The sequence below is a fragment of the Pantoea sp. Taur genome (assembly GCF_009830025.1).
Lineage (GTDB): Bacteria > Pseudomonadota > Gammaproteobacteria > Enterobacterales > Enterobacteriaceae > Pantoea > Pantoea communis.
On sequence record NZ_SZZZ01000019.1, the window covers coordinates 55,532 to 81,788 of the forward strand.

Here is a 26,257-nt window from a genome sequence, read left to right on the forward strand (position 1 = left end):
CCCCCGTGGATTTCCCGGGGGCTTTTGCTATCATATGGCCTCTTTTTTCCGGCGCACCCGGATCTGACCTCGTTTTTCAAGGATTCCGCCATGCAACCTCTCAGCGGTCCCGGTGTGCCCGCGGGCGATCGTACAACGCTCACTAACGCGACTGGCCCCACTCGTCCTGGCGGACCGGCGGGCGAACAGCCACTCTCCCCTGCCCAGCGCACCACGTTGGAACGTCTGATTGTGCGCATCATGTCACTCAGCACCTTGAAAGCTCCGGAATTGTGGGCTGGCGTACGCCATGAAGTGGGCGTAAAGAATGATGCTGAGCTGCAATCGCGTCATTTTCCTGCTGCCGAGCAGCATTTGAATGGGCGTTTAACCCAGGTACAGAACAGCCTTGCCACGCGTCAGCTGTTGCAGCAGCTATTGGAGAAGCTGCCGCAGGGCAATAATCGCCAGGCGGTGAGTGATTTTATTCGTCAGCAATTTAACCAAACGGTGCTGAGTGCGCTGTCGCAAGACCAGTTACATCAGGTGCTGACCATGCTGCAAAATGGGCAGATGGCGATCCCGCAGCCGCAGCAAACGCGCGCGTCCGATCGCACGCTGCTGCCAGCTGAACAGCAATCGCTGAATCAACAGGTTACGCGTCTCGCGGCCACGACCGGCGAATCACCGGTCAAGCTGCTGTCTGAAGCGCTGAAACTGGTCAATCTGAAGAGTGGCGATCCAATTCCCTCTCGCCACTTCCCGCTGCTGACACAATATTTGCAGGTACGTCAGACATTGGGTCAACACAGCGCACCGACCTTACAAATGCTGGAAACTTCGCTGAAGCAGCCGCTGACGCATGACGAGCAACGCCTGCTGGAGGATTACAGCCAGCAACGTTTCCAGGCCACGCCACAAACGGTACTGACGCCCGCGCAAACGCAAGATCTTCTCAACTTGCTGTTTAGCCGCCGCGTCGAGAAAACGCTGGAGCAGCCGCACGCCGCCAGTGATTTACGTCCGCAGCCGATCTGGTCGCCGTGGATCGAGATATTACCGCGTCCACTGGCTCAGCGCCCGGCACTGACTGTAATCCTTGGCCTGGCGCTGTTCTTCTTTTTACTCTGGCTATTTCTGTAACTTAACAGCCACAGTGCGCGCCGGGTGCGGCCTGTGGCCATTCACCGGGCGACGTTCCCCACGTCAATGGATGCCCATCGCGTTTCCAGAAATCCAGTCCACCTATCAACTCTTTGACCTGAAACCCTAGCGAAGCCAGTTTCCATGCCGCTTTAGTCGAACCGTTGCAGCCAATGCCATCGCAATAAGTGATGTAGATCTTGCTGCGATCCAGTTGCGCGGTGGAGTCGGCATTCATAGTGCGATGCGGAAACGAAATCGCCCCGGTGATGTGCCCCGCCAGATAGACATCAGTGGATCGCGCATCAACCACCACTATCGCATTGACGCCTTGCGCCAGATCCTCTGCCAAATCCCAGGCATCGGTGTAATAACTCAGTTTGTGCTGCAGATACGCCACGCTTTCCTGAGGATCCGCGGGCGGGAAGAGTAAGACTGATGACATCGCATTCTCCTTGTGTAATTTTCCCTGAGTTTACGGCAAAGTGGTCTGCAATCTGATACCACTTTTCACACAGTGATAAGACCAGCATGCGCCACTCTTTTTTAGCCCTGTTTAATCACACGTCATCCGGCGGCTTACGTGAACGTTTATGCCATACGCTACGTGAGGCCATAACCCGCGGCCATTTGCACCATCAACAACGCTTACCCTCCAGCCGTCAGTTAGCCGAGGATTTGTCGCTGTCGCGGGTGACGGTGGAAGCCGCTTATGCGCAGCTGGAGAGTGAAGGCTATCTGGAGAGGCGGGCGGGTCGGGGTACTTTTGTATCGATTGCAATGCCTGCACGGGCGGCGACCACACCCGCACATAACTCACCTCGTTTCTCACGGCGTGGTGAGCAAATATTAGCAACCGGTGGCTGCCAGGATCCGCCGTTCCCCCATGCGTTTGCCGCCGGTTCGCCTGAATTACGCGCTTTCCCGCATACCCAATGGCGTCGGATCAGTAACAGCGTGCAGCGCTCGCTGGGCAGCCAGGTGATGGGTTATGGCGATCCACTAGGCTTTATGCCGCTTCGTGAGGCGGTGGCGGATTATCTGGCGTTATCACGCGGGGTGCGCTGTGCTGCCGGGCAAGTCGTTATCCTAACCAGTTCACAGCAGGCCCTGCAGTTACTGGCTCTGATGTTATTGGATGCCAATGATGAAGTGTGGCTTGAGGAGCCAGGCTATCCCGGCGCGCGTAACGCTTTCCTCGCTGCGGGTGCACACTGCCGTGCGATGCCGTTGGATAGCGAAGGCGCGATGCCGCTTGAAGGAGACGCAAGGCTGGTTTATCTGACGCCGGGACATCACTATCCCACCGGCACCGCGATGAGCCTTGCCCGCCGCCTGCAGTGGCTCGACTGGGCGCACCAGCAGCAAAGCTGGTTAATTGAGGATGATTACGACAGTGAGTTTCACTATGACGATCGCCCGCTTCCCGCCTTACAGGGATTGGAGGATAACAGCCGGGTTATCTGCCTTGGCACTTTTTCCAAAACGCTCTTCCCTTCCCTGCGGCTGGCGTGGATGGTCGTCCCGCCAGCACTGGTAGATGCCATGGGTCGCGCACGTAGCATTCTGGATGGGCACAGCGCGCTGTTGCCACAAGCGATTACCGCTGAGTTCCTCCAACAAGGCCATTTTGCCAGCCACCTGCGGCTGATGCGCCAGCTTTACCACAGCCGCCGCGACCGATTGCTGGAGCAGATCAACACGCGCCTGCAGCCGTGGCTGACCCCGCTGCAAGCGTCTGGCGGGCTGCAGTTAACGGTAACATTGCATCAGGGGGAGGAAGCACAACTCACGCAGCAGGCGAGGGAAATCGGTCTGCTGTTGCCACGTCTGTCGCCGTTGTACAGCAACAGTCAGCCGCAATCGGGCTGGCTGCTGGGCTTTGCCGCGCTGACGCCGGGTGAGATTGTCAGCGCCTGCGATAAGCTGGTTACGCTGTTGTCGCGCTACGCGCAAACGACCAGGTGACGAGAATGCCCAGGGCTGCGCAGCAGGCACCGGCAAGGTAGACCGAGCCATAACCCAACGCCGTGGCGAGCAGGCCGGTCAGTGGGCCGCTGGCACCGTAAGCGATATCCTGGAAAGCAGAGAAACCGCCCAGCGCCGTGCCACGAATTTGCGGCGAGACACGTTTGATCACCTCGACGCCGAGCGCCGGGAAAATCAGTGAACAGCCGCAACCGGTGAGCGCGGCGCCTACCAGCGCCATCCAGCCAGAGCTTGCACATGCCAGCACCAGCAAACCGGCAGTTTCCACCAGCAGGGAAATCATTGCGACGCGGACGCCACCGTGACGATCCGGCAAACCGCCAAAGAACACGCGCACCAATACAAAAGCACAGCCGAATGCAGTTAGCGCAAAACCGGCATTGCCCCAGTTTTCTGCGGCAAAATAGAGTGAGGTAAAGGTGCCGATCACGGCGAAGCCGGTGCCCTGTAACGCCAGCGCCATGCCGGGTTGGAAGATAGTTTTCACCACGCTGAACAATGAGGGACGTTCACCACCCACCACCGGCACTTTAGTGACCCAGCTATTGATCGCCAGCGAGAGCAGTGGCAACAGCAGCGCGACAGCACCGAGTGCTGCGAATCCGCCATGTTGATTGATCAACAAACCCAGCGGTGCGCCCGCCGCCAGCGATCCATAAATCGCCATACCGTTCCACGACATCACCAGGCCAGATCGTTTGCTTCCCACCAGCCCCATGCCCCAGGTCAGATTGCCGGTGAGCAGCAAGCTTTCACCAAATCCGAGTAACAAACGCCCCACTGCCAGCAAACTAAATTTTGCCCACGGCGAAACGGGCAACAACGCCGCGGCCAGATACGCCACACCCACCAGCGCGATGGCGATCATACCGTGTTGGGTGGTGAGCTTGGCACCGTGCTGATCGGCTCGGCGTCCGGCGAAGCTGCGCGTCAGCAGCGTGGCGAAGAACTGAATCCCTACCGCCACACCCACCATCAGGTTGCTCATGCCCAATTCCTGGTGCACGTACAGTGGGATGACCGGGAGCGCCAGCCCTGCGGTTAAGTAAGTGAGAAACACCGCAAAGGATATGCAACCCAAAGGCAGCACAGATTGCGTCTGCGTATCAGCAGCCGTGGTCATGATGGTATGAACTCCTTGTTCAGAGCGTGCACGACAGGCAAAACCAACATACGTTCGCACCCTGTATTCAGGCGAAAACGGGTTGTTTGGTTCATACTGTGCACAAACGATTATTTTGTTTCAGGCAAGATGTGAAGAGTGTAGGCAAGCGGCGGGGGAATTGTCAAAAACAACAGGGGCCGGATAAACCGGCCCCTGGAAAACGGTGATCACGCTATTAAGCTGGCAGCTTACGCATGGTCAAGGTGGCGTTGGTGCCGCCGAAACCGAAGCTGTTGGACATCACGGTGGTCAGCGCTTTTTCAGTCGGCTGCGTCACGATGTTCAGGCCTTTACCGGCTTCATCAATCTCTTCGATGTTGATGCTTGGTGCGATGAAGCTATGCTCCAGCATCAGCAAGGTGTAGATCGCTTCCTGCACGCCCGCTGCACCCAGTGAGTGACCGGTCATGGCTTTGGTAGCAGAAATGTACGGTGAGTTGTCACCAAACACTTCGCGAATCGCACCCAGCTCTTTCACATCACCGACAGGTGTAGAAGTACCGTGGGTGTTGAGGTAATCGATTGGGGTATCAACGCCCTGCATGGCCATCTTCATGCAACGCACTGCGCCTTCGCCTGATGGTGCCACCATATCAGCACCGTCAGAGGTCGCGCCGTAGCCAACGATTTCTGCGTAAATGTGTGCGCCACGTGCCAGAGCATGTTCCAGCTCTTCAACCACCACCATGCCGCCGCCGCCAGCGATCACGAAACCATCACGGTTCGCATCGTAAGTACGAGAGGCTTTTTCTGGCGTTTCGTTGTATTTGGTGGACAGTGCGCCCATCGCATCGAACTCACAGGCCATTTCCCAGCTCAGCTCTTCGCCGCCGCCAGCAAACACGATGTCCTGTTTGCCCAACTGAATCTGCTCAACCGCGTTACCGATGCAGTGTGCGGAAGTGGCACATGCAGAGCTGATTGAGTAGTTCACACCGTGAATTTTGAACGGCGTTGCCAGACACGCTGACACACCAGAACCCATGGCTTTGGTCACCACATAAGGACCAACCGCTTTCAAGCCGCGCGGGCCACGCATTGCGTCAGCACCGAACACCTGATAACGCGGAGAACCGCCGCCTGAACCGGCAATCAGACCCACGCGTGGGTTGTTCTGATACTGCTCGTCAGTCAGGCCGGAATCCTGAATCGCTTCTGCCATAGACAGGTAAGCGTAGATTGAAGCATCACTCATGAAACGCACGATTTTGCGATCGATGAGCCCGTTGGTATCCAGTTTGACGTTGCCCCATACGTGGCTGCGCATACCGATATCTCTCATCTCTTCAGAGAAGGTGATACCCGAACGGCCTTCACGCAGAGAAGCCAGCACTTCTTGCTGGTTATTACCAATGCTGGAAACGATACCCAGGCCAGTAATCACTGCACGTTTCATTCAATAGTCCTCATTCCACTTCTTTTGGATTGACGTGCACTCTAGCTTACAGTTGTAAGCCGAACAAGTCCGATCAGCCATTTCCTTTTGTAAATTTGCGTCATGTGACGGCAGTCGTTAAAATCGCGCCACTGCCTGAAAAACGAGCCTTTCCCGTGAAATTAGCCCCGGTTGAACACGCGCAATTAAACTGGAATGATCAGGGTACACCTGTTTCCCGAGCATTCGATGACGTCTATTTCTCCAACGACAACGGGTTGGAGGAGACGCGCTATGTTTTCCTCAACGGCAACCAAATTCCTGTCCGTTTCGCTCAACATTCACGCGATATTTTTATTGTCGCGGAAAGCGGTTTTGGGACGGGTCTGAACTTTCTTACCTTGTGGCAAGCGTTCGATCGCTTCTGTAGCGAACATCCCGACGCGACACTTAAGCGACTGCACTTCATTAGCTGCGAAAAATTCCCACTGACGCAAACCGATCTGGTCGCAGCGCACGCACACTGGCCTGAGCTGGCGCACTGGGCAGAACAGTTACAGCAACAGTGGCCACAGGCGCTGCCGGGTTGCCAGCGTTTACTGTTCAACAACGGTAAAGTCACGCTCGATCTCTGGCTCGGTGATATTAACGCGCTAATTAATACCTTTGATGACAGTCTCAATGCTCAGGTGGATGCATGGTTTTTAGATGGTTTTGCGCCATCTAAAAATCCGGAGATGTGGACGCCGGAACTGTTCGCCGCCATGGCCCGTCTGGCCCGGCCGGGTGGGACGCTGGCGACCTTCACCTCGGCAGGTTTTGTCCGCCGGGGATTACAGGAAGCGGGTTTTACCGTGGCTAAGCGCAAAGGCTTTGGTCACAAACGCGAAATGCTAACGGGCGTAATGGAGCAGGTTGCTGACCTGCCCCACAGCCAACCGTGGTATGCCCGCCCTGGAGCTCGCACTCAGGAAGTGGCGCTGGTTGGCGGTGGCGTGGCGAGTGCCGTACTGGCGCTGGCGCTGTTGCGCCGGGGCTGGAAGGTGACGCTTTATTGCGCGGATGCAGCACCTGCGCTCGGTGCTTCCGGCAACCGTCAGGGCGCACTTTATCCGCTGCTCAATCAGCACGATCCCGCTCTCGCCACGTTCTTCCCTGCGGCGTTCACCTTTGCCCGCCGTTTGTATGACCAGCTACCGGCGATGTTCGAGCATCACTGGAGCGGTGTATTGCAACTCGGCTGGGACAGTAAAAGTGCCGATAAGATCGCCCAAATGCTGGAGATGGGATTGCCGCATGATGTGGCGTACGGCGTAAGTCAGGAGGACGCGCAGCAATTAGCGGGCGTCGAAACCGGTAGTGGTGGCATTTTCTATCCTCAGGGCGGCTGGCTCTCTCCGTCGCAACTGACCAGCAACCTATTGGAGCATGCGCAAACGCTGGGTTTACGCCTGCACTGGCTGCATCGCGTCACCACGCTGGAAACCACGACTGAGGGCTGGACCCTGAACTTCAGCGAGCAACCCTCGGTAAATCATCAGCAGGTGGTGCTCGCCAATGGCCATGCGCTGCTGGAAATTGAGCAAAGCAAAGACTTGCCCGTTTACGCGGTGGCGGGTCAGGTCAGTCATGTGCCGACCAATCCTGAGCTGGGCGCGTTAAATACCGTACTCTGCTATGACGGCTATCTCACGCCAGTCAGCCCGAATTTCAGCACCCACTGCATCGGGGCCAGCTACCATCGTGGCGATACCACAACCGATTTCCGTGCTGACGATCAGCAGGAAAACCGCCAGCGCCTGGTGAACTGTCTGCCGGATGCAGAGTGGCCACAGCAGGTGGATATCAGTGATAACGAGGCGCGTGTTGGCGTGCGCTGCGCAACGCGCGATCACTTACCGATGAGTGGCAGCGCGCCTGATTACGCCGCAACGCTGGTGCAATATGCTGATTTGCCGGGGCAACGAGCACGGGGTGAAACCCTTGCCGATGCACCGGTTCATGCCGGTTTATTTGTGCTGGGTGCGCTGGGTTCACGCGGCTTGTGCAGCGCGCCGCTGGCGGCGGAAGTACTGGCGGCACAGATGAGTGGTGAGCCGCAACCGCTGGATATCACCACGCTGGCGGCATTGAATCCGAATCGTTACTGGGTAAGAAAACTGCTGAAAGGTAAGAAAGCGGGACGCTAGGATGGCGGGGCGAGCGGCCGCCCCGACTTATCAGGCGGTCTGACGTGCCTGCTGGAACAAATTATCCCACATGCCAATCACCAGCGCCTGATCGCGCGGTGACAGTTCACCCGCGGCAATCGCATTTTGCAGGCTGTTGGTCACATGGATTTGCAGCGCTTCGGGTGTGTGCTCACCGCTGATTTCAATCTCAGCCACCGCCAGGGTCAGATGACCACGCAGATAGCCACCGGCAAATAGCTCGTCGTCACTGGCGTGATCAACCATATCGTCAATCAATGCCAGGATGCGGGATTCGAATTCTACGATCATCGTCTTGTTCCTTATTGCCCTTGATACGCCGCGCCGCTACTGCGCTGGCTTCACGCTCTTGCCCCGTTACACGCTGGTTCGCGTTCCCGGGGGTCGTTCATTCGCCGTTATGCTGCAACGCGGGTGACTTTGGGTCATTAATAATATGTTTGCGAATCACAGATCTTCCGGCCACGGGAAGTGTGCCGCCGTCAGCGCTGGCGTACCGTAATAGCTGGCTAACGCATCGATAAAACGTGCCGGACGTGCCGGGATACCCTGCTCAAAATAAGTCATCACCTGAGCATGGACCTTGCGCTGGAACGCGATGCGATCGGGTTCACAATCGCCTTCGAGGTTGTCACAGCTGACATTGAAGGGAAAGCCCGCCGCGACACAGAACAGCCACTCCAGCGCCTGTGGCTTGACTTCCACTGACTCGAACTGACTTTGCGTTTGCGCATCCCGCCCATCCGGGCAGTACCAATAACCAAAATCCACCAGCTTGCGACGCGCTTCACCGGCAATACACCAGTGAGAAATTTCGTGCAGCGCGCTGGCGTAGAAACCGTGAGCAAACACCACGCGGTTCCACGGCGATTCCTCATCCGCTGGAAGATAAATAGGTTCGTCATCGCCTTTAATTAGACGGGTCTGAAAGTCTTCAACAAAGCAGCCATCAAAAATATCCACCAGCTGCTGGTAATGATGTTCTGTACTCATAATATTTTAATCTTTAAAAAAATTAGCGCCATTGTCGCATTGGCAGCCGTTCTTGACGAGTACTGCTTTACAGCGTGGCTATCCACGCCAGCAACGCACTGCCATGGCTATCCCACAATAATTTGGCGCTCATCACGGCGGAAACGGTCACCACCATCGGGCGGATCAGCTTCTGACCCCTGCTCAGCACCAGTCTGGCGCCGATACGCGCGCCCACGAATGCGCCAATCAACATGATCACGCCCGTGCCCCACACTACCTTTCCGCCAAACATAAAGAACAGCAGGCTACCGAAATTGGAGGTGAAATTTAGGACTTTGGCGTGGGCGGTGGCCTTGGCAAGATTGAAGCCACATAGCGTCACAAACGCCAATGCATAGAATGAACCGGCACCCGGACCAAAAAAGCCGTCGTAAAAACCGACGCAACCACCGCCGACCAGCGCAAAAGCGATCCCCTGCAGGCGATGCTCACGGTCCGACTCACCCAGGCGCGGCATTAACAGGAACCATAAACCGATGCTGATCAGCAGGAGCGGCAGAATTTGTCGCAGCACCTCCGCCTGAATATGCTGAATCAGCACCGTGCCACACACTGCGCCGATAAAGGTCATGGCAATGTTCAGTCGCTGTTCACGCAGTTTCACCGCGCCGCGACGCACAAAATAGAGGCTGGCAGAGAAAGATCCGCCGACCGACTGTAATTTATTGGTGGCTAACGCCTGCGCGGGAGAGAGCCCTGCAGCGAGTAATGAAGGCACGGTGAGTAAGCCACCGCCGCCAGCTATAGAGTCGATAAACGCTGCCAGCACCGCAACCAGAAACAACACGCCCAGCAGCAGTGGGCTAACAACAAAGAGGTCCATTTTTTTCTCGTAAAGTTAACCCGACCATTCTTATTGCAGGCTGGGCATCCGTGCTCTCTCCCGGTCTCACAAACATCCGTGCCAGGGAGAGAGAACGTTGCCAATGCTGCTGCAACAGGAAGCGTCAAGGCTAGAGTAAATGACGATCTAATAGTGCCTGACAGGATGGCGGCAACGGCGGCGGCGTTTTCTTCACAGGCGGCGTGCTACCCGGTTTTTTTGGCAGGAACCAACTGTCTAACTCTGCACCACAACCATCACCTGGCGGCGGTGCCGCCTGATCTTCGCACTCCAGACTGCCAGCTGGACAGCGCAAACGCACGTGCATATGCGCACGATGGGCAAACCACGGGCGCACTTTATTCAGCCAGGCACGATCGCTTCCGGCATCCGCACAAAGCTGCTTTTTAATCGCCGGATTGACGAAGATACGTGTCACTTCATTATCTTTCGCCGCCAGCTTGATCAGGCTGTCGATCTGCGGCTGCCAATGACGCGCAATCACTTGCTTATCATCCGGTGCCACCAAATCCAGTGGCTGTGGCTTCAGCAGCTGCTGCGCCGTCCAGCGGTTTTGCGGCAGCTGCAACCAGATATCGACATCCAACCCGGTTTGATGGCTGGCATGCCCACTGCTGAAGCGCCCGCCGGCCGCCATGCCCATATCACCAATCAACACCTGCCCCAGCTGCAGTTGATGCACCTGGGTACTGAGACGCTGAATAAAGGCAATCAGATCGGGATGGCCGAAATAACGCCGCTGATCCTGACGCATGACCTGATAATTGGGTGAATTGAGTGGCAGTTGCTGTGCACCGACAATACAGCCGTTGGCGAACCCGCCAATCGACTGTGGGCTGCCAGCAATGGGCTGATGGATTTGCTGCCAGGGAGTGGCGGCAAAGGCGGTCGCACTGCACAACAGCGCGGCAACGGTGGTGAGCAGGCGGCGCATCATTGGCTTACCAGCGCGGTACGCTGCTGTTGACGTCACCGTTTTGCGCACGCTGGCGCAGCAGGTGGTCCATCAACACAATCGCCATCATCGCTTCGGCAATCGGTACCGCACGGATACCGACGCAAGGATCGTGGCGACCTTTGGTGATCATCTCCACTTCTTCGCCTTCACGGGTGATGGTTTTACCCGGCACGGTGATGCTGGAGGTGGGTTTCATCGCCAGGTTCGCACTGATGGTCTGGCCGCTGCTGATGCCACCCAAAATGCCACCCGCGTGGTTGCTCTGGAAACCGTCGGCACGAATCTCATCGCGATGCTGGCTACCGCGCTGGTTAATCACCGCGAAACCGTCTCCAATTTCCACGCCTTTCACTGCGTTAATGCTCATCAGCGCATGCGCCAAATCGGCATCCAGACGATCAAATACCGGCTCGCCCAGTCCCGGTGGCACGTTCTCTGCCATCACCGTGACTTTAGCGCCGATCGAGTCACCCTCTTTCTTCAGGCCACGCATCAGTTCATCCAGCGCTTCCAGCTTCGAAGCATCCGGGCAGAAGAACGGGTTGTCTTCAACGATGCTCCAGTCTTTCAGCTCGCAGGCTACATCACCAATCTGTGCCAGATAACCACGTACCTGAATGCCGTGCTTCATTTGCAGATACTTTTTGGCAATCGCACCCGCCGCCACGCGCATCGCGGTTTCACGCGCAGAGGAACGGCCACCGCCGCGATAGTCGCGCAGGCCATATTTTTGCTCGTAGGTGTAATCCGCATGGCCGGGGCGGAACAGATCTTTGATTGCGCCGTAATCCTGTGAACGCTGATCAGTATTTTCAATCAGCAGGCCGATAGAGGTGCCGGTGGTGACGCCCTCAAACACGCCGGACAAAATTTTCACCTGATCCGGTTCGCGGCGCTGGGTGGTGTAGCGCGATGTGCCCGGACGGCGGCGATCGAGATCGTGCTGAATATCCGCTTCCGTAAGAGGAATGCCTGGCGGCACGCCATCAACGATGCAGCCCAGCGCAATACCATGCGACTCGCCAAAGGTGGTTACGCGAAAAACTTGTCCAATGCTGTTACCGGCCATTGTGGTTCCTTGTTGCGATGTTGCGGGCGATGTCTCGCCCCATTTTTAGTCTTTGTAGAAGGAGAAGTGATGCTGTGCCGCGACGATCTGCTCGCGCGTCAGCATAAACACACCGTCACCGCCGTTATTGAACTCCAGCCAGGTAAACGGCACATCCGGGTACTGATCCATCATATGCACCATGCTGTTGCCCACTTCACAAATCAGCACGCCCTGCTCACTTAGATAATCCGGGGCACAGGCAAGAATACGGCGCACCAGTTTCAGACCATCACTGCCTGCTGCCAGGCCCAGTTCCGGTTCGTGGCGATATTCATTCGGCAGATCGTCCATATCTTCCGCATCCACGTACGGTGGATTGGTGACGATCAGATCGTATTTCACCTGCGGCAGGCCGCGGAACAGGTCGGCACGAATAGGCGTGACATGGTGGATCAACCCGTGTTCTTCAATGTTTTGCTCCGCCACCGCCAGCGCATCCGTGGAGATATCCACCGCATCGACTTCCGCTTCCGGGAAGGCATAAGCACAGGCGATCGCGATGCAGCCACTGCCGGTACACATATCGAGAATGTGGTGCGGTTGTTCACCAACCAGACCGGCAAAGCGGTTCTCAATCAGCTCACCAATCGGTGAACGCGGCACTAATACGCGCTCATCGACATAGAACTCGTGACCACAGAACCAGGCTTTATTGGTGAGATAGGCCACCGGAATGCGCTCGTTAACGCGGCGAATCACACGTTCAACAATGCGGTGACGCTCGCTGGCCGTCAGGCGCGCATTGCGCATATCTTCAGGGATATCCAGCGGCAGCCAGAGCGTGGGCAGAACCAGTTGGACTGCTTCGTCCCAGGGATTATCCGTGCCGTGGCCGTACCAAATGCCTGCCGCCGAAAAACGGCTGACAGCCCAGCGCAGCATATCCTGAATGGTGTGCAGTTCACTCACTGCCTCATCGACGAAAATCTTGTCCACGTAGCCCTCCGCAGGCCTTAAAATCAATCGGCCGATAGTGTGCCACGAAGCCGGGCAGAATTCAGCGCAGCGAGGCGAAAAAGCTGACATTTGTTAACGCTAAGCGTTAAGGTATGCCACCGGCTGTTAACCAGCCCTCTAACCCTATTTTGAGCCATGAGTAAGAAGACGCCCCTAAACCAGGACGATCAGGCGCTGTTTCGTGAGTTGATGAGCGGAACGCGTAAGCTGAAACAAGACACTATCGTGCACAAACCGGTAGTGAAAACCCGCGAAGTCCCGCTGAAAAGACTGCTTTCCGAGCAAGCCGATAACACTCACTACTTCTCAGATGAGTTTCAGCCTTTGCTCTCCAGCGAGGGGCCGATGCGTTATGTGCGCGCGGATGTCAGTCATTACGAGCTGAAGAAATTGCGACGCGGCGATTACACGCCGGAAATTTTTCTCGATCTTCATGGTTTAAGACAGCAGCAGGCCAAACAAGAGCTGGGGGCGCTCATTGCCGCCTGCCGCCGTGAACATCTGTTCTGTGCCAGCGTAATGACCGGACACGGCAAGCACATCCTCAAGCAGCAAACACCGCTGTGGTTGGCGCAACATCCGCATGTGATGGCATTTCACCAGGCACCGAAGTTATTTGGCGGCGATGCCGCGCTGCTGGTGCTGATTGAAGTCGAAGAGTGGCAACCACCGGAGCTGCCTTAATCCTTAAAAAGGAAAGGGCCGCAGAAGGCGGCCCATAGAGATATGACTTTTGGCGACATTACATCGCTTTGGCCAGTTTTGACGGGCTGACCTGCCACTCCAGTTTGCCTTCACAGGCGTCTGCATCAAAGTTCACATAAGCAATTGCCGACGTAGCAAACATCGGTGGCGCTTCCTGCGGGCAAAGCTCTGACACCAGATAGCCCACCAGCGGCAGATGCGAAATGACTAAGGCTGATTTCACACCCTGCTGCGCCAGCGCCTGCAGATAACAGGCCACCATGCCCGGATCGCCACCTGGCGTCAGTTCTGGTAGCACGTCCTGCCCTTCTGGCAGCTTCAGTGCCTCACGAACCGTGGCGAGCGTCTGCTCTGCACGGAGATAAGGGCTCACTAACACCCTTTCGATATCCAGCGCCTGGCCGTTTAGCCAGCTCGCCATCTGGCGCGATTCGTCACAGCCACAGATTGTGAGTGGGCGTACTGAATCACTCGCTGCTTCCAGAGCTGCATCGCCATGACGCATGATAAAAACTTGCATAAAGCACCGCTGTTGTTTGTCGATATCGTCGGGTACCACAGCACCAGACGCTTCATTCTGCGAATGAACGCTGTGTTTTACCCCAATGGCTTCAGTATAGTCAACCGGTTGTTTATTAAATAAGCACATCTCAGAATGGTGCCGCACCACCTTCTTCATGGCACCATAACTAACCCGCTGAATCTGTGCGCCTATTCATATTTGTGCAGAAGTGTAAAAATTCGTTTGCGCTTCTGACATTGCCATTAAAGCGTCACAGGGCGCGAAACGATCGCCATGTTGCTGCATTAATGCACGTAATGTATTGACGATTTGGCTGACGCCGCGTTGATCCATATAGCGGAACGGCCCGCCGAGAAAAGGCGGGAATCCGATGCCAAATACCGCCGCGATATCACCATCCCGAGCATTGCGCACCACGGACTCGTCCAGACAGCGTGCGGCCTCATTCAGCATCATCATCACGCAGCGTTGCGCAATCTGTTCTTCGTTCTGCTTTGCCTGCGGCCTGACGTTAATCAGGCCATAGATAGAGGCATCCACTTTGCGTTTTCCCGGCCAGCGAGCCGCGTTGTAAAGGTAAAATCCTTTCTGGTTTTTACGCCCTTTGCGGCCATCGGCCAGGATGGCATTGACCGCCTCGGGTGCGCTGAAACGCTCGCCATAAGCCTGCAGCAAAATCGGACTGATTTTGCTGCCGACATCAATGCCCACTTCATCCAGCAACTGTAATGGCCCGACAGGAAAACCGAACTTCACTAACGCGCGATCGATATGGTCCACCGGCTCCCCTTCCAGCAAGCAGCGCATGGCTTCATTTATATAGGGCGCGAGAATGCGGTTGACGTAAAAACCGGGTTTATCGGCCACCACCACCGCTGTTTTGCCTTGCTGACGCGCCAACTGCACCGTGGTCGCCAGCGTTTCAGCCGAGGTGCCCGCATGCGGAATCACCTCCACCAGCGGCATTTTGTCCACCGGACTGAAGTAGTGCAGACCAATCACATTCTCGGGGCGCTGCGCGTTGGCGGCAATATCGCCAATCGGCAACGAAGAGGTGTTGGAAGCAAAGATGGTGTGTGGCTGACAATGACTTTCGATATCCGCTACCATCTGCTGCTTCAACGTCAAATCCTCAAATACCGCTTCAATCACCAGATCGCGCTGGCTGAACCCCTGATAATCGATACCGCCGCTGATGCGCGCCATCTGTTGTTGACGCTCAGCGGGTTTCAGCTGGCGCCGCTTCACTTTTTGACTCAGCAGGTCCCAGCTGTATTGCAATGCATGGTTCACACCATTGAGATTGACGTCTTTAATTCGCACCGGAAAACCGGCTTTCAGCGCCGTTACGCTGGCAATGCCCCCGCCCATCAATCCGCCACCAAGCACGCCGATGTGTTTTAATGCGCGCGGTTCAGCCTTGGCCACCGCTTCTTTCTTGATCGCGGTCGAGGCAAAAAACAGACTGCGCAGTGCCGCAGATTCAGGGGTCATCGCCAGCTGGCCGAAGGCGCGCGCCTCCGCCGCGTGTCCGGCGTGGCTGCCCTGCTCCAACCCCGTGCGCACCACTTGCAGAATGCGATCCGCCGCCGGGTAATTCCCCTGCGTTTTGCGGTCGGTTTGACGTTTTGCCATCGCGAATAACAGCGAGCGCGCCAGTGGCGCCTGCATCAGACGATCGCGACGTGACAACTCACGGCGAACAACCTTTCCTTTATGCACACGCGCAATCGCCGTTTCCAGCAAGATGGATTGAGGCACTGCATCGTCAACGATACCCAGTTTCAGTGCCTGTTTAGCACGCAGCTGCTTACCACTCAGAATCAGCGGTAGCGCTTGCGGCACCCCAATCAGTTTTGGCAGGCGCTGCGTCCCGCCTGAGCCAGGTAACAGGCCCAACTGCACTTCCGGCAGGCCCAGGCGGGTTTTATCATCCAGCGTGCAGATACGTGCGCTGCAGGCCAGCGCCAACTCCAGCCCGCCGCCGAGACAGGCACCGTGAATTGCCGCGACCACCGGGAAAGGCAGCGCCGCAATCTCCGCCATTACCTCTTGCCCCTGGCGGGCTAAAGCTTCCGCTTCTTCTGCCGTCTGGCAATCGGCGATCATGCTGATGTCCGCACCGGCGACAAAGTTATCGCTTTTACCCGAAATCAGCACTAATCCCGCCAGCTTCGGATTGCTGCGCGCTTCAGCCAGCACCGCTTTTATTTGTGGGACAAACTCCGCTTTCAGCGTGTTCATCTTTTCGCCCGGCACGTCGATGGTAATGATGCCGACATGATCGAGGCGCATGTGTAAATGGAATGCAGATGCGCTCATTATTCGGCCTCCAGAACCATTGCGCTGCCTAATCCGCCCGCTGCACAGGCGGTCACTAGTCCTAATCCGCCGCCGCGCCGCCGCAGTTCATGCAACGTTTGGGTGATCATACGTGCGCCAGTGGCAGCAAACGGATGGCCGTAAGCAATGGAGCCGCCCAACACATTGAAACGTTCTTCATTCACTTCACCCAAGGCATGCGGGCGATTCAGTACCTCTCGCGCAAAACGCTCATCACGGAACATTTTCAGATTGGCCAGCGTCTGTGCCGCAAAGGCTTCATGCATATCGATCAGCGTCAGGTCGTTGAGGGTAATGCCAGCGCGATCCAGCGCCAGCGGTGAGGCATAAGCGGGACCCAGCAACATATCCTGCCAGACATCAATCGCAGTAAACGCATAGCTGCGCAGATAGCCAAGCGGCGTAATTCCCAGTTCTCGTGCACGGCCTTCACGCATCAAAATCACCGCGGCCGCGCCATCGGTCAGCGGTGTGCTGTTGGCTGCCGTGACGGAACCGTGGCGACGATCAAAGGCCGGTCGCAATTTTGCGTAGTCGCTAGCGCTGGCGTTAAAGCGAATGTTGTTGTCCTGCTCAATCGGTGCTTTCCATGGCGGCACAAAGGCCGCCATCACTTCCTGCGCCAGCACGCCTGATTGCCAGGCACGAGCTGCGTGCTGATGTGAGCGCAGCGCCAGAGCATCTTGTTGTTCACGTGTGATGCCGTGGGTTTTCGCCATTTGTTCGGCGGTATCACCCATGCGTAAGCCGGTGGAATACTCTGCAACCGCAGGCGGCACAGGCAACAGATCGCGTGGGCGTAGACGGCGTAAGATTTGCAGCTTTTTGCTGAAGGTTCGTGCTTTGTTGAGATCGACCAACGCGCGCGCCAGCGTCTTGCTGACGCCAATAGGCAGTACCGATGAGGAGTCTGCACCACCGGCAATACCCGCATCAATGGTACCCGCCATCAGGCTTTCCGCCACATTCGCCACCGCCTGAAAACTGGTGGCACAGGCACGACTGACGCTGTATGCATCAGTGTGCACGCTCAATCCGCTGCTCAGCACGATTTCGCGCGCAATATTGGGCGCTTCCGGCATTTGCACCACCTGGCCAAATACCAGTTGATCGATAACGTCGACCGGCAATTCGCTGCGCGCCATCAACTCTGACACCACCATGCGCCCCAACTCCAGCGCGGGAATGCCATGAAAATCACTCGCCTGACGGGCGAAAGGCGTGCGTAATCCATGGGTTATGGCGATTCGTTCGCCCTGACGCGTCAGCAGCGGCTGCGCTTTGCTCATTGCACTCACCTGTAATTTACGACCGTAGCATCATTGCCAAACAGGTCTGACCTGATCATCAGTGTTAACCAGGTGTTGCTAAGTCGCCAATAACAGAAGAAAAAAAGTGCGAGGGAAGACACGAAAAAGAGAAAACGCTGCCGGAAGGACTTCCGGCAGCGACAGGATTAGCGTAAGCCGAGTTGAAAAATCAAGGTTTCGGCCTGGCAGGCAAAAGTGAAATCAACATTCAGGCGTAGCCCTGGCGCTTCTTCAACGAATTCTGCGTGAATCTCGCAAGGCTCGGATTCAACCTGACGCGCTTTGTCCGTCAGGTGCTTCAGCATCGCTTCAGCCGCATGACGATCGGCAAAAGCGCCAGACCAGCTCGCCGTGCAATCGGTATTGTCCATTACGGTGCCTACATCTACGCAGCAGCACGCCGCCGTTTCCGTGGCACTGCATTTTTTAATGGCATCAGTCATTGTTTTCTCCTGACGATAAATCGACACAATCGGATCATTTTCTGACACAAAGTGTACGCCCCGCGCGGCCTGGCTTCTATCTCTCAGCGGCTAAGTGACGAATATCACACTAAAAATTGATCCAGAACAAATTTGACCGCTATGCTAGATGGGCATCGACATGATTTTGTTAAGCAGATCTGATTTTATCGATCAAATCGGAAATATTTAAAAAACATTATTGCAACAAATACACAGGTCAGACCTATACTCGACGCACTGGTCTGATATGTGCCTTTGTCATCAGTCCCTACAATCCGCCGTCCTTTGTTACGCGACGTAACAACGTTTAATAATAAATCTAGATGAGGTTGTGGTCATGAACCATAAGAACCTGTTTGCAAAGTCAGCTGTGGCAGCTGCAGTGGCGCTTATCTCTTCCCAAGTTTACGCCGCAGGCTTTCAACTTAATGAATTCTCAGCAATTGGTTTAGGTCGTGCTTATTCGGGTGAAGGTGCGATGGGCGATACCGCCGCCTCTGCCAGTCGTAACCCGGCGACCATGGCATTGATGGATCGCCCTTCTTTCTCCATCGGTACCGTTTATATTGATCCAGAAGTGGATATCAGCGGCCAGAGCCCAACCGGCAACAGCCTGAATGCGAAAAACATCGCACCGAATCAGTGGATCCCTAACCTCCATTACGTTCACCCGATTAACGATCAGTGGTGGGTAGGCGCATCCGTCACCTCTAACTATGGTCTGGCGACAGAGTTCAATGACGGTTACACCGCGGGCGGTTACGGTGGTAAAACCGACCTGATGACCGGTAACTTTAACCTTAGCACCGCTTATCGTTTGAATGAGCACTTCAGCTTTGGTGTTGGCTTTGATGCGGTTTACGCTAAAGCAAAAATCGAACGTTATGCGGGTGAAGCCGGCGCTCGCGTCGGCATGCCAGCGGATACTCAGGTTGCCCACCTGAAAGGTGATGAATGGGGTTACGGCTGGAACGCTGGCATCCTGTATGAAGTGGATAAGAACAACCGCTTCGGCTTCACCTATCGTTCAGAAGTCAAAATCGACTTTGACGGCGATTATAAGAGCAGCATCCCAACCGCTTACAACGGTACACCGCAGGCGATTGCCTTAGGACTGCCATACGGCACCAGCGGCCAAACCATTCCGGGTTCACTCACGCTGAACTTGCCAGAGATGTGGGAAGTGTCGGGCTGGCATAAAGTGGCACCACAGTGGGCCGTACACTATAGCCTGACCTACACCAGCTGGAGCCAGTTCCAGGAGCTGAAGGCCACGGGCAGCAACGGTCAGACGCTGTTCTATAAAGATGAAGGCTTCAAGGATGCGTATCGCATCGCGCTGGGTACCACTTACTTCTACGACGATAACTGGACGTTCCGTACTGGTATCGCGTTTGATGACAGCCCGGTTCCTGCCGATAAACGCTCAATCTCAATTCCGGATCAGGACCGTCTGTGGTTGAGTGCCGGTGCTTCTTACGCCTTCAACGAAAATGCGTCAGTCGACCTTGGTATCTCTTACATGCACGGCCAGAAAGTCACCGTGAAAGAAGGCCCTTACACCTTTAACTCCGAAGGTAAAGCCTGGCTGTACGGTGCGAACTTTAACTACAAGTTCTGATGCTGAAACCATAAAAAATGGCGACTGTTAAGGTCGCCATTTTTGTTACTGTGAATCGATATCTTTTAAATCGTCTTGAATCGCACTGGCGTTCGGATTCTCTTCCGGTTTTAACTTCCCGCCGTTGGCGAGGAAATCATTACGCTGGAAATAGGCGTTGCGGATAAACGCATAGGGATCCTGCTGCTGTTTCAGGATGGCGTCGGAATCCAACAGCTGTGCACGTGTTTCCACACCTTCCAGTGTCCATTTACCAATCGACATCGGCCAGGTCAGCCAACTCAGTACCGGATAAAGCGTATCGACATAGTCGCCGCCATCCTGACGCACCGTGAAGCTGCCATAAACCGGAAGAACCACATAAGGACCGTAGCCCACACCGTAACGACCCAGCGTGCTACCGAAGTGGTGCGGGACTTCTCGCGCCAGTTCAGGATTCGCTTTGCCCGCCACATCGATAAATCCGCCCAAGCCCAATACGGTATTGAGGAAGAAACGCGTGAAGTGGATTCCTGCCTGGCGCGGTTCACCCACCAGAATCGAGTTCAGCATGCTGGCAGGTTCATCCAGGTTGCCGAGGAAATTGCTCATACCACTGCGCGCAGGCACCGGCACATAGTCACGCCAGGCAACCGCAACCGGGCGCACCACATAAGGATCCAGCACGTTCATGTTGAAGTTAAACATGGTGCGGTTAAAGCCTTCGAGCGGATCGCTACGCTGGGCAGGCTGCGTTGGATCGGCCGGTTTGGAACTGGCACATCCCACCAGCAGCAAGCTGGCCAGCGCCAGACCGGTCAGGCGGTTATTCATTCTTATCTCCCTGTGCGGTTGAATAATGTATCGCTTCAGGGCTGCTGTTGATTAATCTCCACAGCCAGTTGCTGATGACCATCCCAGGGGGTGATCGCGCTTAAGCCAAACCAGTCTCCCGACTGAGGATTGGCGCTACCATCGCGCGAAATACGCACCCTGACCTGCACCTGATGCTGCGCCGAAAGCAGGCGATCGGGCATCATGGCGTTGCTGTCATCCAGCGTGAGCGATAACGGGAAATGGCTCAGCGGTAAACGCTTCACAGCCACAGGCACCGGTGAAACACCGTCAGACACAGAAATATACAACACTCCGCCTTGCGGTAACATTTTTTCTGCCTGCGGAGTTAAACTCACCGTCAATGCCAGGTGACTATTTTGCTGTCCCGCATCAGTTTTCGCTTGTTCAATGCTGCGCTCTATCATGGTAATGCGCTTGTCACCCGCTGGCAGAAGCTTCAGCATCACCTGCCAGGCACCAATCGCTTGATCATATTGCTGCTGCTCAAAAGCATTAAATGCCAACAAGCTTAGGGTGCGCACGTTGCTATGGTCGCGTTTTAGCAGATCTTTCAGCATTACATTGGCCTGGCGGTTGTCCTGCGGATCGCTGGAGCGCGTCAGGACTTCGGCATAATCCTGCTGCAGTTCCAGATTATCAGGTGCCAGTTGCAATGCGCGCTGGAAGGCCTGGCTGGCATTCGTCGCGTTATTCAGCACCATGCCCAGGCGGCCCAGCATCGTCCAGTCATTGAGGTTTTGCGGATCGTCTTGCAAAGCGGTGCGCAACCCTAATTGTAGGCGAGCCAACTCTTCCATGGTTAAGGGCGCCGCTTTGGGATCCATCACACGGGCGCGCAACTGGGGGTATTCCTGCTGCACGCTAACCCAACCGGCCAGTTGCGCCAGTCCACCTGTCTTCAGGTAAAAGCCTACCGACACCAGCAACAATACAATCAGTCCCGGCAATAGCACCCAACGGCTACTGCTATGGATGCGCGCGGCGTGCTCGTTCGGCACATCGGTGAGCAGCGTTTGTTGCAGTTCACGCACCATCTCCGGGCGCTCGGCAACCACGCCTTCCTCTTCATCACGCGCTAATTCGCGCAGGCGCTGCTGGTAGAAATCGGTATTCAGACGATCGCGATCGCCGCTAGTGGCTTGACGTTGACGCCAGCCTGCACTGAGAAACAGCGCCGAGGCCGCCACCAGCAAAATAATCAGGGTAATCCAGAATCCAGTCATTACGGCTTCCCGTCACGCTTAAGAATCGCCGCAAGGCGTTGTTGTTCATCGTCGTCGAGATCGCTACGGGTTTTCCCCCGGCGATTGCGCAGAATAATAATCAAGCCGCCCAGCACCACAAACAGCGCCGGCCCCACCCACAAAATCAGCGTTGAAGGGGTAACCGGTGGTTCATAGGTGACGAAGTTGCCGTAGCGCGCCACCATGTAATCGATGATCTGCTGGCGACTTTGGCCCTGCTTCATCAGCTCATACACTTTCAGACGCATGTCCGCGGCAATCATCGCATTGGAGTCGGCAATGCTGTTGTTCTGACACTTAGGGCAACGCAGTGAACCGGTGAGATCGCGGTACTGCTCTTCCTGCTGTACCGAATCGAACTGGTAAGTATCAATGGCAGCCCACAGGCTGGTGCTGAGCAGAATGCCCGCGATTAACAAAAGAAGCCGTTTCACGCACCGGCCCCCTTGCTGTATTTATCCCACAGTGGTTTCACTTCTTCGTTCCACACGCGATCATTCATATCCCCCGCATGGCGATAACGAATAATACCGTGGCCGTCGATCAGGAAGGTTTCCGGCGCACCGTAGACGCCGAGATCCAGACCTAACATGCCGTCACCGTCATACAGGCTCAGCGCGTAAGGGTTGCCCAGCGTGTTCAGCCAGGTGACCGCTTTGGTGCGATCATCTTTGTAGTTCAGCCCGACGACGCGAATGCCCTTCTCGGCCAGCGTGTTGAGATACTGATGCTCAGCACGGCATGTCGGGCACCAGGTGGCCCAGACATTGAGCAGGATCGGTTTGCCGTCGGTCAGAACTTGCTGATCGTAGATTTTGCCCGGCTTATCGAGCGCTTCCAGTTTGAAAACCGGTACCGGCTTACCAATCAGCGCCGATTCCAGACGCGTGGGATCATCCCCATTAGCGTTGCGAGACAACTGCCACAACAGCGCGGCCGCCAGCAGCAGAAACAGCACTAACGGGATGAACAGGATTTTCTTGCTCATGCCAGCTCCTCCTGCTGCGCTTTTTTGCGCGAACGATAACGCGGGTCCAGCAGGCACAATAGGCCGCCGACCGCCATAAACACGCCGCCGAACCAAATCCAGCGCACGAACGGTTTGTAATAGATGCGCACCGCCCAGGAACCGTCATCCAACTCTTCGCCCAATGCCGCGTAGAGATCGCGAGTGAAGCCACCGCTGATTGCCGCTTCGGTCATCATGGTACGGGCTGCGGTATAGAACCGTTTTTCAGCATGCAGTACCGCTTCAAATTTTCCGTCACGCGTCACATCGATAATGGCGACACCGCCGCTGTAGTTCGGTCCCTGCAAATTGTGTACGTCGCGGAAAATGAAGTGATAGTTGTGGATATCCACGGTATCGCCTGACTTCATGCGCACATCGCGCTCAACGCTGTACTGGGTGCTAAAAGCGATACCCACCACCGTTACGGCAACGCCTAAATGACCCAGCACCATGCCCCAATGGCTGCGGGTTAAATGACGCAGGCCCTTGAAGAAGCTGTGCCGATGGGTAGCGCGCTCGTGCAGTTCCATCAGCGTCAGCAGAATCACCCAGATCGCCATCAGCAAGCCAATCACTGTCATCGCTTCAATGCGGTCCTGAAGCAGCCACGGCAGCGCGATCGACAAGATCAGTGTGACCAGCAAACCGACACCCAGGCGTTTCCACAACTTCTGCGGCTCATCGCGACGCCAGCGCACCAGCGGCCCAATGCCGAGCATCAGAGCGAACGGTGCCATCAACCAGGTAAACATGGTGTTGAAGAAGGGTTCGCCGACAGAAATACTGCCCAGTCCAAGCTGCTTATGGACTAACGGCAACAACGTGCCCAGCAGCACCACCAGCATGGCCGCAATTAACAGAACATTATTACCCAACAGGAAGGATTCGCGTGACCAGGCTTCGCTCTGCACGCGGCTGCGCACCTTGCCACCTTTGATGGCATAAAGTAGCAGCGAGCTACCAATCACGATCACCAGGAAGGCGAGAATGAACATGCCGCGCGCCGGATCGGAAGCAAATGAGTGCACTGACACCAGCACGCCTGAACGCACCAGGAAAGTGCCCAGCAGGCTTAATGAGAATGCCGTGATCGCCAGCAGCACCGTCCAGGATTTGAAGCTACCCCGTTTTTCTGTCACCGCTAGCGAGTGCATCAACGCCGTACCGGCCAGCCATGGCATGAACGAAGCATTCTCGACCGGATCCCAGAACCACCAGCCGCCCCAGCCCAGTTCGTAATAGGCCCACGCAGAACCGAGCACGATACCAATGGTCAGGAAAACCCAGGCTGCGGTGGTCCACGGGCGTGACCAGCGCGCCCATGCGGTATCGAGACGCCCTGCCATCAATGACGCAATAGCAAACGCAAATGCCACCGAGAAACCGACATAACCCATGTAAAGCAGAGGCGGATGGAAAATCAGCCCGATATCCTGCAGCATCGGATTGAGGTCGCTGCCATCAACCGGGAAGTTCGGCAGGGTACGAGTAAACGGATTCGAGGTGAGCGTAATAAACAGCAGGAAGCCGAGATTGATCATCCCCATGACTGACAACACGCGCGCCAGTGCATCCTGCGGCATGCCGCGACTGAAAATCGCGACGGCTACCGTCCAGGTGCTGAGCAACAGCACCCACAGCAGCAGTGAACCTTCATGCGCGCCCCAGGTGGCCGCGATGCGGTAGTAAACCGGCAGTAGGGTGTTGGAGTTGGTGGCGACATAGGCCACGCTGAAATCGTTAACGATAAACGCATGTACCAGCACCACGAAGGCGGCAACGATACAGGCGAACATGCCCCACGCCAGCGGACGTGCCATCGCCATCAAACGTGCATCCTGACGGGTTGCGCCCCACAACGGATAAATACTTAATAGCAGCGCGAGTCCCAGCGCCAGGCACAGCAGAAAGCTGCCAATTTCCGGCATCATGATTGAGCACCTGCCTGCTGATAAGTCGCTGCAGGTCCTGTGTGGTTTTTCTTCATCGCATCTTCAATTTCTGGCGGGGTGTATTTTTCGTCATGTTTTGCCAGCACTTCTTTGGCATTGACCAGGTTGCCGCTTTCCAGCACGCCCTGCGCCACCACGCCCTGCCCTTCACGGAACAGATCCGGCAAGATGCCTTCGTAACTTACGCTGATCACGCCGTTGGCGTCATACAGCTTGAAAGAAACAGCCAGGGTTTTCGGATCGCGCTTCACGCTGCCAGGCATCACCATGCCGCCGACGCGCAGACGTTGCCCGGTTTCCGGCATCTGATGCGCTTCACCTTTGCCGTACAGAATTTCACTCGGGGTGTAAAACAGGTCAATGTTGGAACGCAGCGCATACATCACAAGCGATGTGGCCAGGCCTAAGCCGACCAAAATCGCGACCACCACATACAGGCGGTTACGACGACGGATATTCACACGGTTTCTCCTGCTGCTTCACTGGCAGCTTTTTTCGACTTGGCCGCGCGAATGCGGCGCTCCCTGGATTGACGCTGGCGAATTTCAGCCAGCAAACGGCGCCGGAACAGCACAGTGTGCAGCACCAGTCCGAACAAAGGGATTAACGTGAGGATAACGGCGAGCCAGACATAAAAGGCATAACCGCCCATAGCGAAGAAATCGCTCCAGGATGCGAAGGCTGGTGTCATGCTTTGCGCCCTCCCTGAGCCACATCAATCGCCCATGGACGATGACGCTCGCTGAACAGGATCAGGTTACGCAGGCGCATCAGCGTCAGCGCCCCAAACACCAGCAGATAACCGAGGATGGCCCAACGCAGCGGGGTCCGCATGCTCGGCGCAATCGCCTGCTGCAAAATGCCGGACGATCCCTGATGCAGCGTGTTCCACCACTGCACTGAGAAGTGGATAATCGGTAGATTCACCACGCCAACCAGAATCAGGATGCCCGCAGCGCGACCAGCGGTGCGGCGATCTTCAAATGAGTGATAGAGCGCGATCACGCCCATATAGATGAACAGCAGCACCAGTTCCGATGTCAGGCGGGCATCCCAAATCCACCAGGTGCCCCACATCGGTTTGCCCCAGGCAGAACCCGTCACTAACGCGATAAAAGTAAACACCGCACCAATAGGCGCCATCGCTGCCGAAACCAGATCCGCCATCTTCATCTGCCACACCAGGCCGATAAACGCGGCAATCGCCATGGATGCGTAAACGCCCATTGACCACATCGCGGCTGGCACGTGAATGTACATAATACGGAAGCTGTTGCCTTGCTGATAATCGGCCGGTGCAAAGCCAAAGCCCCATACCCAACCGAGCAGCAGCGTTGCCACGCCAAGCACGGCGAACCACGGAATTAAGCGACCGCATAGCTGGTAAAGCCGCTCAGGCTTTGCCCACTGGTGTAACCATTTCCACATTTGCATAGCTCACAATAAAAAAGAATTCGGATACCGGCGGCTCTGGGGCAGC

26 protein-coding genes are annotated in these 26,257 nt (G+C 56.0%); 5 read left to right on the forward strand and 21 right to left on the reverse strand.

Features of this window, described 5'->3' with window-relative positions; all coding sequences use genetic code 11:
* The first annotated feature begins 90 nt into the window (after positions 1-90).
* Positions 91-1,122: a flagella biosynthesis regulator Flk gene (flk, locus tag FD744_RS20610; RefSeq protein WP_160869161.1), complete on the forward strand. Its 1,032-nt coding sequence runs from the start codon at positions 91-93 to the stop codon at positions 1,120-1,122.
* Between the two features lies 1 nt (position 1,123).
* On the opposite strand, the gene FD744_RS20615 is transcribed toward flk, so the two are convergent.
* On the reverse strand, positions 1,124-1,567 hold the full coding sequence (locus tag FD744_RS20615; protein ID WP_160869163.1) for a rhodanese-like domain-containing protein: 444 nt from the start codon (positions 1,565-1,567) through the stop codon (positions 1,124-1,126).
* 86 nt (positions 1,568-1,653) lie between these two features.
* Here FD744_RS20615 and FD744_RS20620 point away from each other — a divergent pair, with 86 nt between their 5' ends.
* Entirely contained in the window at positions 1,654-3,090 is a 1,437-nt protein-coding gene (locus tag FD744_RS20620) for a PLP-dependent aminotransferase family protein (protein WP_160869165.1), read from the forward strand.
* On the opposite strand, the gene FD744_RS20625 is transcribed toward FD744_RS20620, so the two are convergent.
* Both FD744_RS20625 and fabB read right to left on the reverse strand, forming a co-directional pair.
* On the reverse strand, positions 3,053-4,234 hold the full coding sequence (locus FD744_RS20625; protein ID WP_160869167.1) for an MFS transporter: 1,182 nt from the start codon (positions 4,232-4,234) through the stop codon (positions 3,053-3,055). The genes FD744_RS20620 and FD744_RS20625 overlap by 38 nt on opposite strands.
* 217 nt (positions 4,235-4,451) lie before the next feature.
* Complete coding sequence (gene fabB, locus FD744_RS20630) at positions 4,452-5,672, reverse strand: beta-ketoacyl-ACP synthase I (protein WP_034825147.1); 1,221 nt, start codon at positions 5,670-5,672, stop codon at positions 4,452-4,454.
* A gap of 155 nt (positions 5,673-5,827) precedes the next feature.
* Between fabB and mnmC the strand changes: the two genes are divergently transcribed.
* On the forward strand, positions 5,828-7,840 hold the full coding sequence (gene mnmC, locus FD744_RS20635; protein ID WP_160869169.1) for a bifunctional tRNA (5-methylaminomethyl-2-thiouridine)(34)-methyltransferase MnmD/FAD-dependent 5-carboxymethylaminomethyl-2-thiouridine(34) oxidoreductase MnmC: 2,013 nt from the start codon (positions 5,828-5,830) through the stop codon (positions 7,838-7,840).
* A gap of 30 nt (positions 7,841-7,870) precedes the next feature.
* On the opposite strand, the gene FD744_RS20640 is transcribed toward mnmC, so the two are convergent.
* The 6 genes from FD744_RS20640 to prmB all read right to left on the reverse strand — a co-directional run bounded on the left by FD744_RS20640 (position 7,871) and on the right by prmB (position 12,745).
* Positions 7,871-8,152 carry a YfcL family protein gene (locus FD744_RS20640; protein WP_034825151.1) on the reverse strand — a complete coding sequence of 94 codons (282 nt, stop codon included), beginning with the start codon at positions 8,150-8,152 and terminating at the stop codon, positions 7,871-7,873.
* A 156-nt stretch (positions 8,153-8,308) separates the two neighbouring features.
* The gene (locus FD744_RS20645; RefSeq protein WP_034825153.1) at positions 8,309-8,854 is read right to left on the reverse strand and encodes an elongation factor P hydroxylase; all 546 of its coding nucleotides are present in this window, start codon (positions 8,852-8,854) and stop codon (positions 8,309-8,311) included.
* A 67-nt stretch (positions 8,855-8,921) separates the two neighbouring features.
* The gene (locus FD744_RS20650; RefSeq protein WP_160869171.1) at positions 8,922-9,719 is read right to left on the reverse strand and encodes a sulfite exporter TauE/SafE family protein; all 798 of its coding nucleotides are present in this window, start codon (positions 9,717-9,719) and stop codon (positions 8,922-8,924) included.
* A gap of 130 nt (positions 9,720-9,849) precedes the next feature.
* Positions 9,850-10,674, reverse strand: a complete 825-nt coding sequence (mepA, locus tag FD744_RS20655) for a penicillin-insensitive murein endopeptidase (protein WP_160869193.1) — start codon at positions 10,672-10,674, stop codon at positions 9,850-9,852.
* 7 nt (positions 10,675-10,681) lie between these two features.
* Complete coding sequence (gene aroC / locus FD744_RS20660) at positions 10,682-11,767, reverse strand: chorismate synthase (protein WP_160869173.1); 1,086 nt, start codon at positions 11,765-11,767, stop codon at positions 10,682-10,684.
* A 45-nt stretch (positions 11,768-11,812) separates the two neighbouring features.
* Positions 11,813-12,745, reverse strand: a complete 933-nt coding sequence (prmB, locus tag FD744_RS20665; protein WP_160869175.1) for a 50S ribosomal protein L3 N(5)-glutamine methyltransferase — start codon at positions 12,743-12,745, stop codon at positions 11,813-11,815.
* A 156-nt stretch (positions 12,746-12,901) separates the two neighbouring features.
* Between prmB and smrB the strand changes: the two genes are divergently transcribed.
* The gene (smrB, locus tag FD744_RS20670; protein ID WP_160869177.1) at positions 12,902-13,450 is read left to right on the forward strand and encodes an endonuclease SmrB; all 549 of its coding nucleotides are present in this window, start codon (positions 12,902-12,904) and stop codon (positions 13,448-13,450) included.
* Between the two features lie 58 nt (positions 13,451-13,508).
* Here smrB and sixA read toward each other — a convergent pair whose 3' ends face one another.
* From sixA to FD744_RS20690, 4 genes are all read right to left on the reverse strand, one after another.
* Positions 13,509-13,991, reverse strand: coding sequence for a phosphohistidine phosphatase SixA (gene sixA / locus FD744_RS20675; protein ID WP_034825272.1), 483 nt, complete (start codon positions 13,989-13,991; stop codon positions 13,509-13,511).
* A gap of 195 nt (positions 13,992-14,186) precedes the next feature.
* Positions 14,187-16,316 carry a fatty acid oxidation complex subunit alpha FadJ gene (gene fadJ / locus FD744_RS20680; RefSeq protein ID WP_160869179.1) on the reverse strand — a complete coding sequence of 710 codons (2,130 nt, stop codon included), beginning with the start codon at positions 16,314-16,316 and terminating at the stop codon, positions 14,187-14,189.
* Complete coding sequence (gene fadI / locus FD744_RS20685) at positions 16,316-17,626, reverse strand: acetyl-CoA C-acyltransferase FadI (protein WP_034825169.1); 1,311 nt, start codon at positions 17,624-17,626, stop codon at positions 16,316-16,318. The genes fadJ and fadI overlap by 1 nt, the downstream gene beginning before the upstream one ends.
* A 167-nt stretch (positions 17,627-17,793) precedes the next feature.
* Entirely contained in the window at positions 17,794-18,090 is a 297-nt protein-coding gene (locus FD744_RS20690) for a YfcZ/YiiS family protein (protein ID WP_072226461.1), read from the reverse strand.
* Between the two features lie 358 nt (positions 18,091-18,448).
* Between FD744_RS20690 and fadL the strand changes: the two genes are divergently transcribed.
* Positions 18,449-19,732, forward strand: a complete 1,284-nt coding sequence (fadL, locus tag FD744_RS20695) for a long-chain fatty acid transporter FadL (RefSeq protein WP_034825171.1) — start codon at positions 18,449-18,451, stop codon at positions 19,730-19,732.
* 45 nt (positions 19,733-19,777) lie between these two features.
* Here fadL and mlaA read toward each other — a convergent pair whose 3' ends face one another.
* From mlaA to FD744_RS20735, 8 genes are read right to left on the reverse strand one after another with little or no spacing between them, the layout of a single operon-like run.
* Positions 19,778-20,545: a phospholipid-binding lipoprotein MlaA gene (gene mlaA, locus FD744_RS20700; protein ID WP_160869181.1), complete on the reverse strand. Its 768-nt coding sequence runs from the start codon at positions 20,543-20,545 to the stop codon at positions 19,778-19,780.
* 35 nt (positions 20,546-20,580) lie between these two features.
* On the reverse strand, positions 20,581-21,792 hold the full coding sequence (gene ccmI / locus FD744_RS20705) for a c-type cytochrome biogenesis protein CcmI (RefSeq protein WP_097116547.1): 1,212 nt from the start codon (positions 21,790-21,792) through the stop codon (positions 20,581-20,583).
* Positions 21,792-22,247 (reverse strand): cytochrome c-type biogenesis protein, encoded by a 456-nt coding sequence (locus FD744_RS20710; protein WP_034825179.1) that lies wholly within the window; start codon positions 22,245-22,247, stop codon positions 21,792-21,794. Before FD744_RS20710 ends, ccmI begins: the two co-directional genes overlap by 1 nt.
* Positions 22,244-22,801: a DsbE family thiol:disulfide interchange protein gene (locus FD744_RS20715; RefSeq protein ID WP_038645648.1), complete on the reverse strand. Its 558-nt coding sequence runs from the start codon at positions 22,799-22,801 to the stop codon at positions 22,244-22,246. Before FD744_RS20715 ends, FD744_RS20710 begins: the two co-directional genes overlap by 4 nt.
* Complete coding sequence (locus FD744_RS20720) at positions 22,798-24,756, reverse strand: heme lyase CcmF/NrfE family subunit (protein WP_045831554.1); 1,959 nt, start codon at positions 24,754-24,756, stop codon at positions 22,798-22,800. The genes FD744_RS20715 and FD744_RS20720 overlap by 4 nt, the downstream gene beginning before the upstream one ends.
* Positions 24,753-25,238, reverse strand: a complete 486-nt coding sequence (gene ccmE / locus FD744_RS20725; RefSeq protein WP_034825185.1) for a cytochrome c maturation protein CcmE — start codon at positions 25,236-25,238, stop codon at positions 24,753-24,755. The genes FD744_RS20720 and ccmE overlap by 4 nt, the downstream gene beginning before the upstream one ends.
* Positions 25,235-25,468 carry a heme exporter protein CcmD gene (gene ccmD / locus FD744_RS20730; RefSeq protein WP_160869183.1) on the reverse strand — a complete coding sequence of 78 codons (234 nt, stop codon included), beginning with the start codon at positions 25,466-25,468 and terminating at the stop codon, positions 25,235-25,237. The genes ccmE and ccmD overlap by 4 nt, the downstream gene beginning before the upstream one ends.
* Complete coding sequence (locus FD744_RS20735; protein WP_034825278.1) at positions 25,465-26,205, reverse strand: heme ABC transporter permease; 741 nt, start codon at positions 26,203-26,205, stop codon at positions 25,465-25,467. The genes ccmD and FD744_RS20735 overlap by 4 nt, the downstream gene beginning before the upstream one ends.
* Between the last annotated feature and the right edge of the window lie 52 nt (positions 26,206-26,257).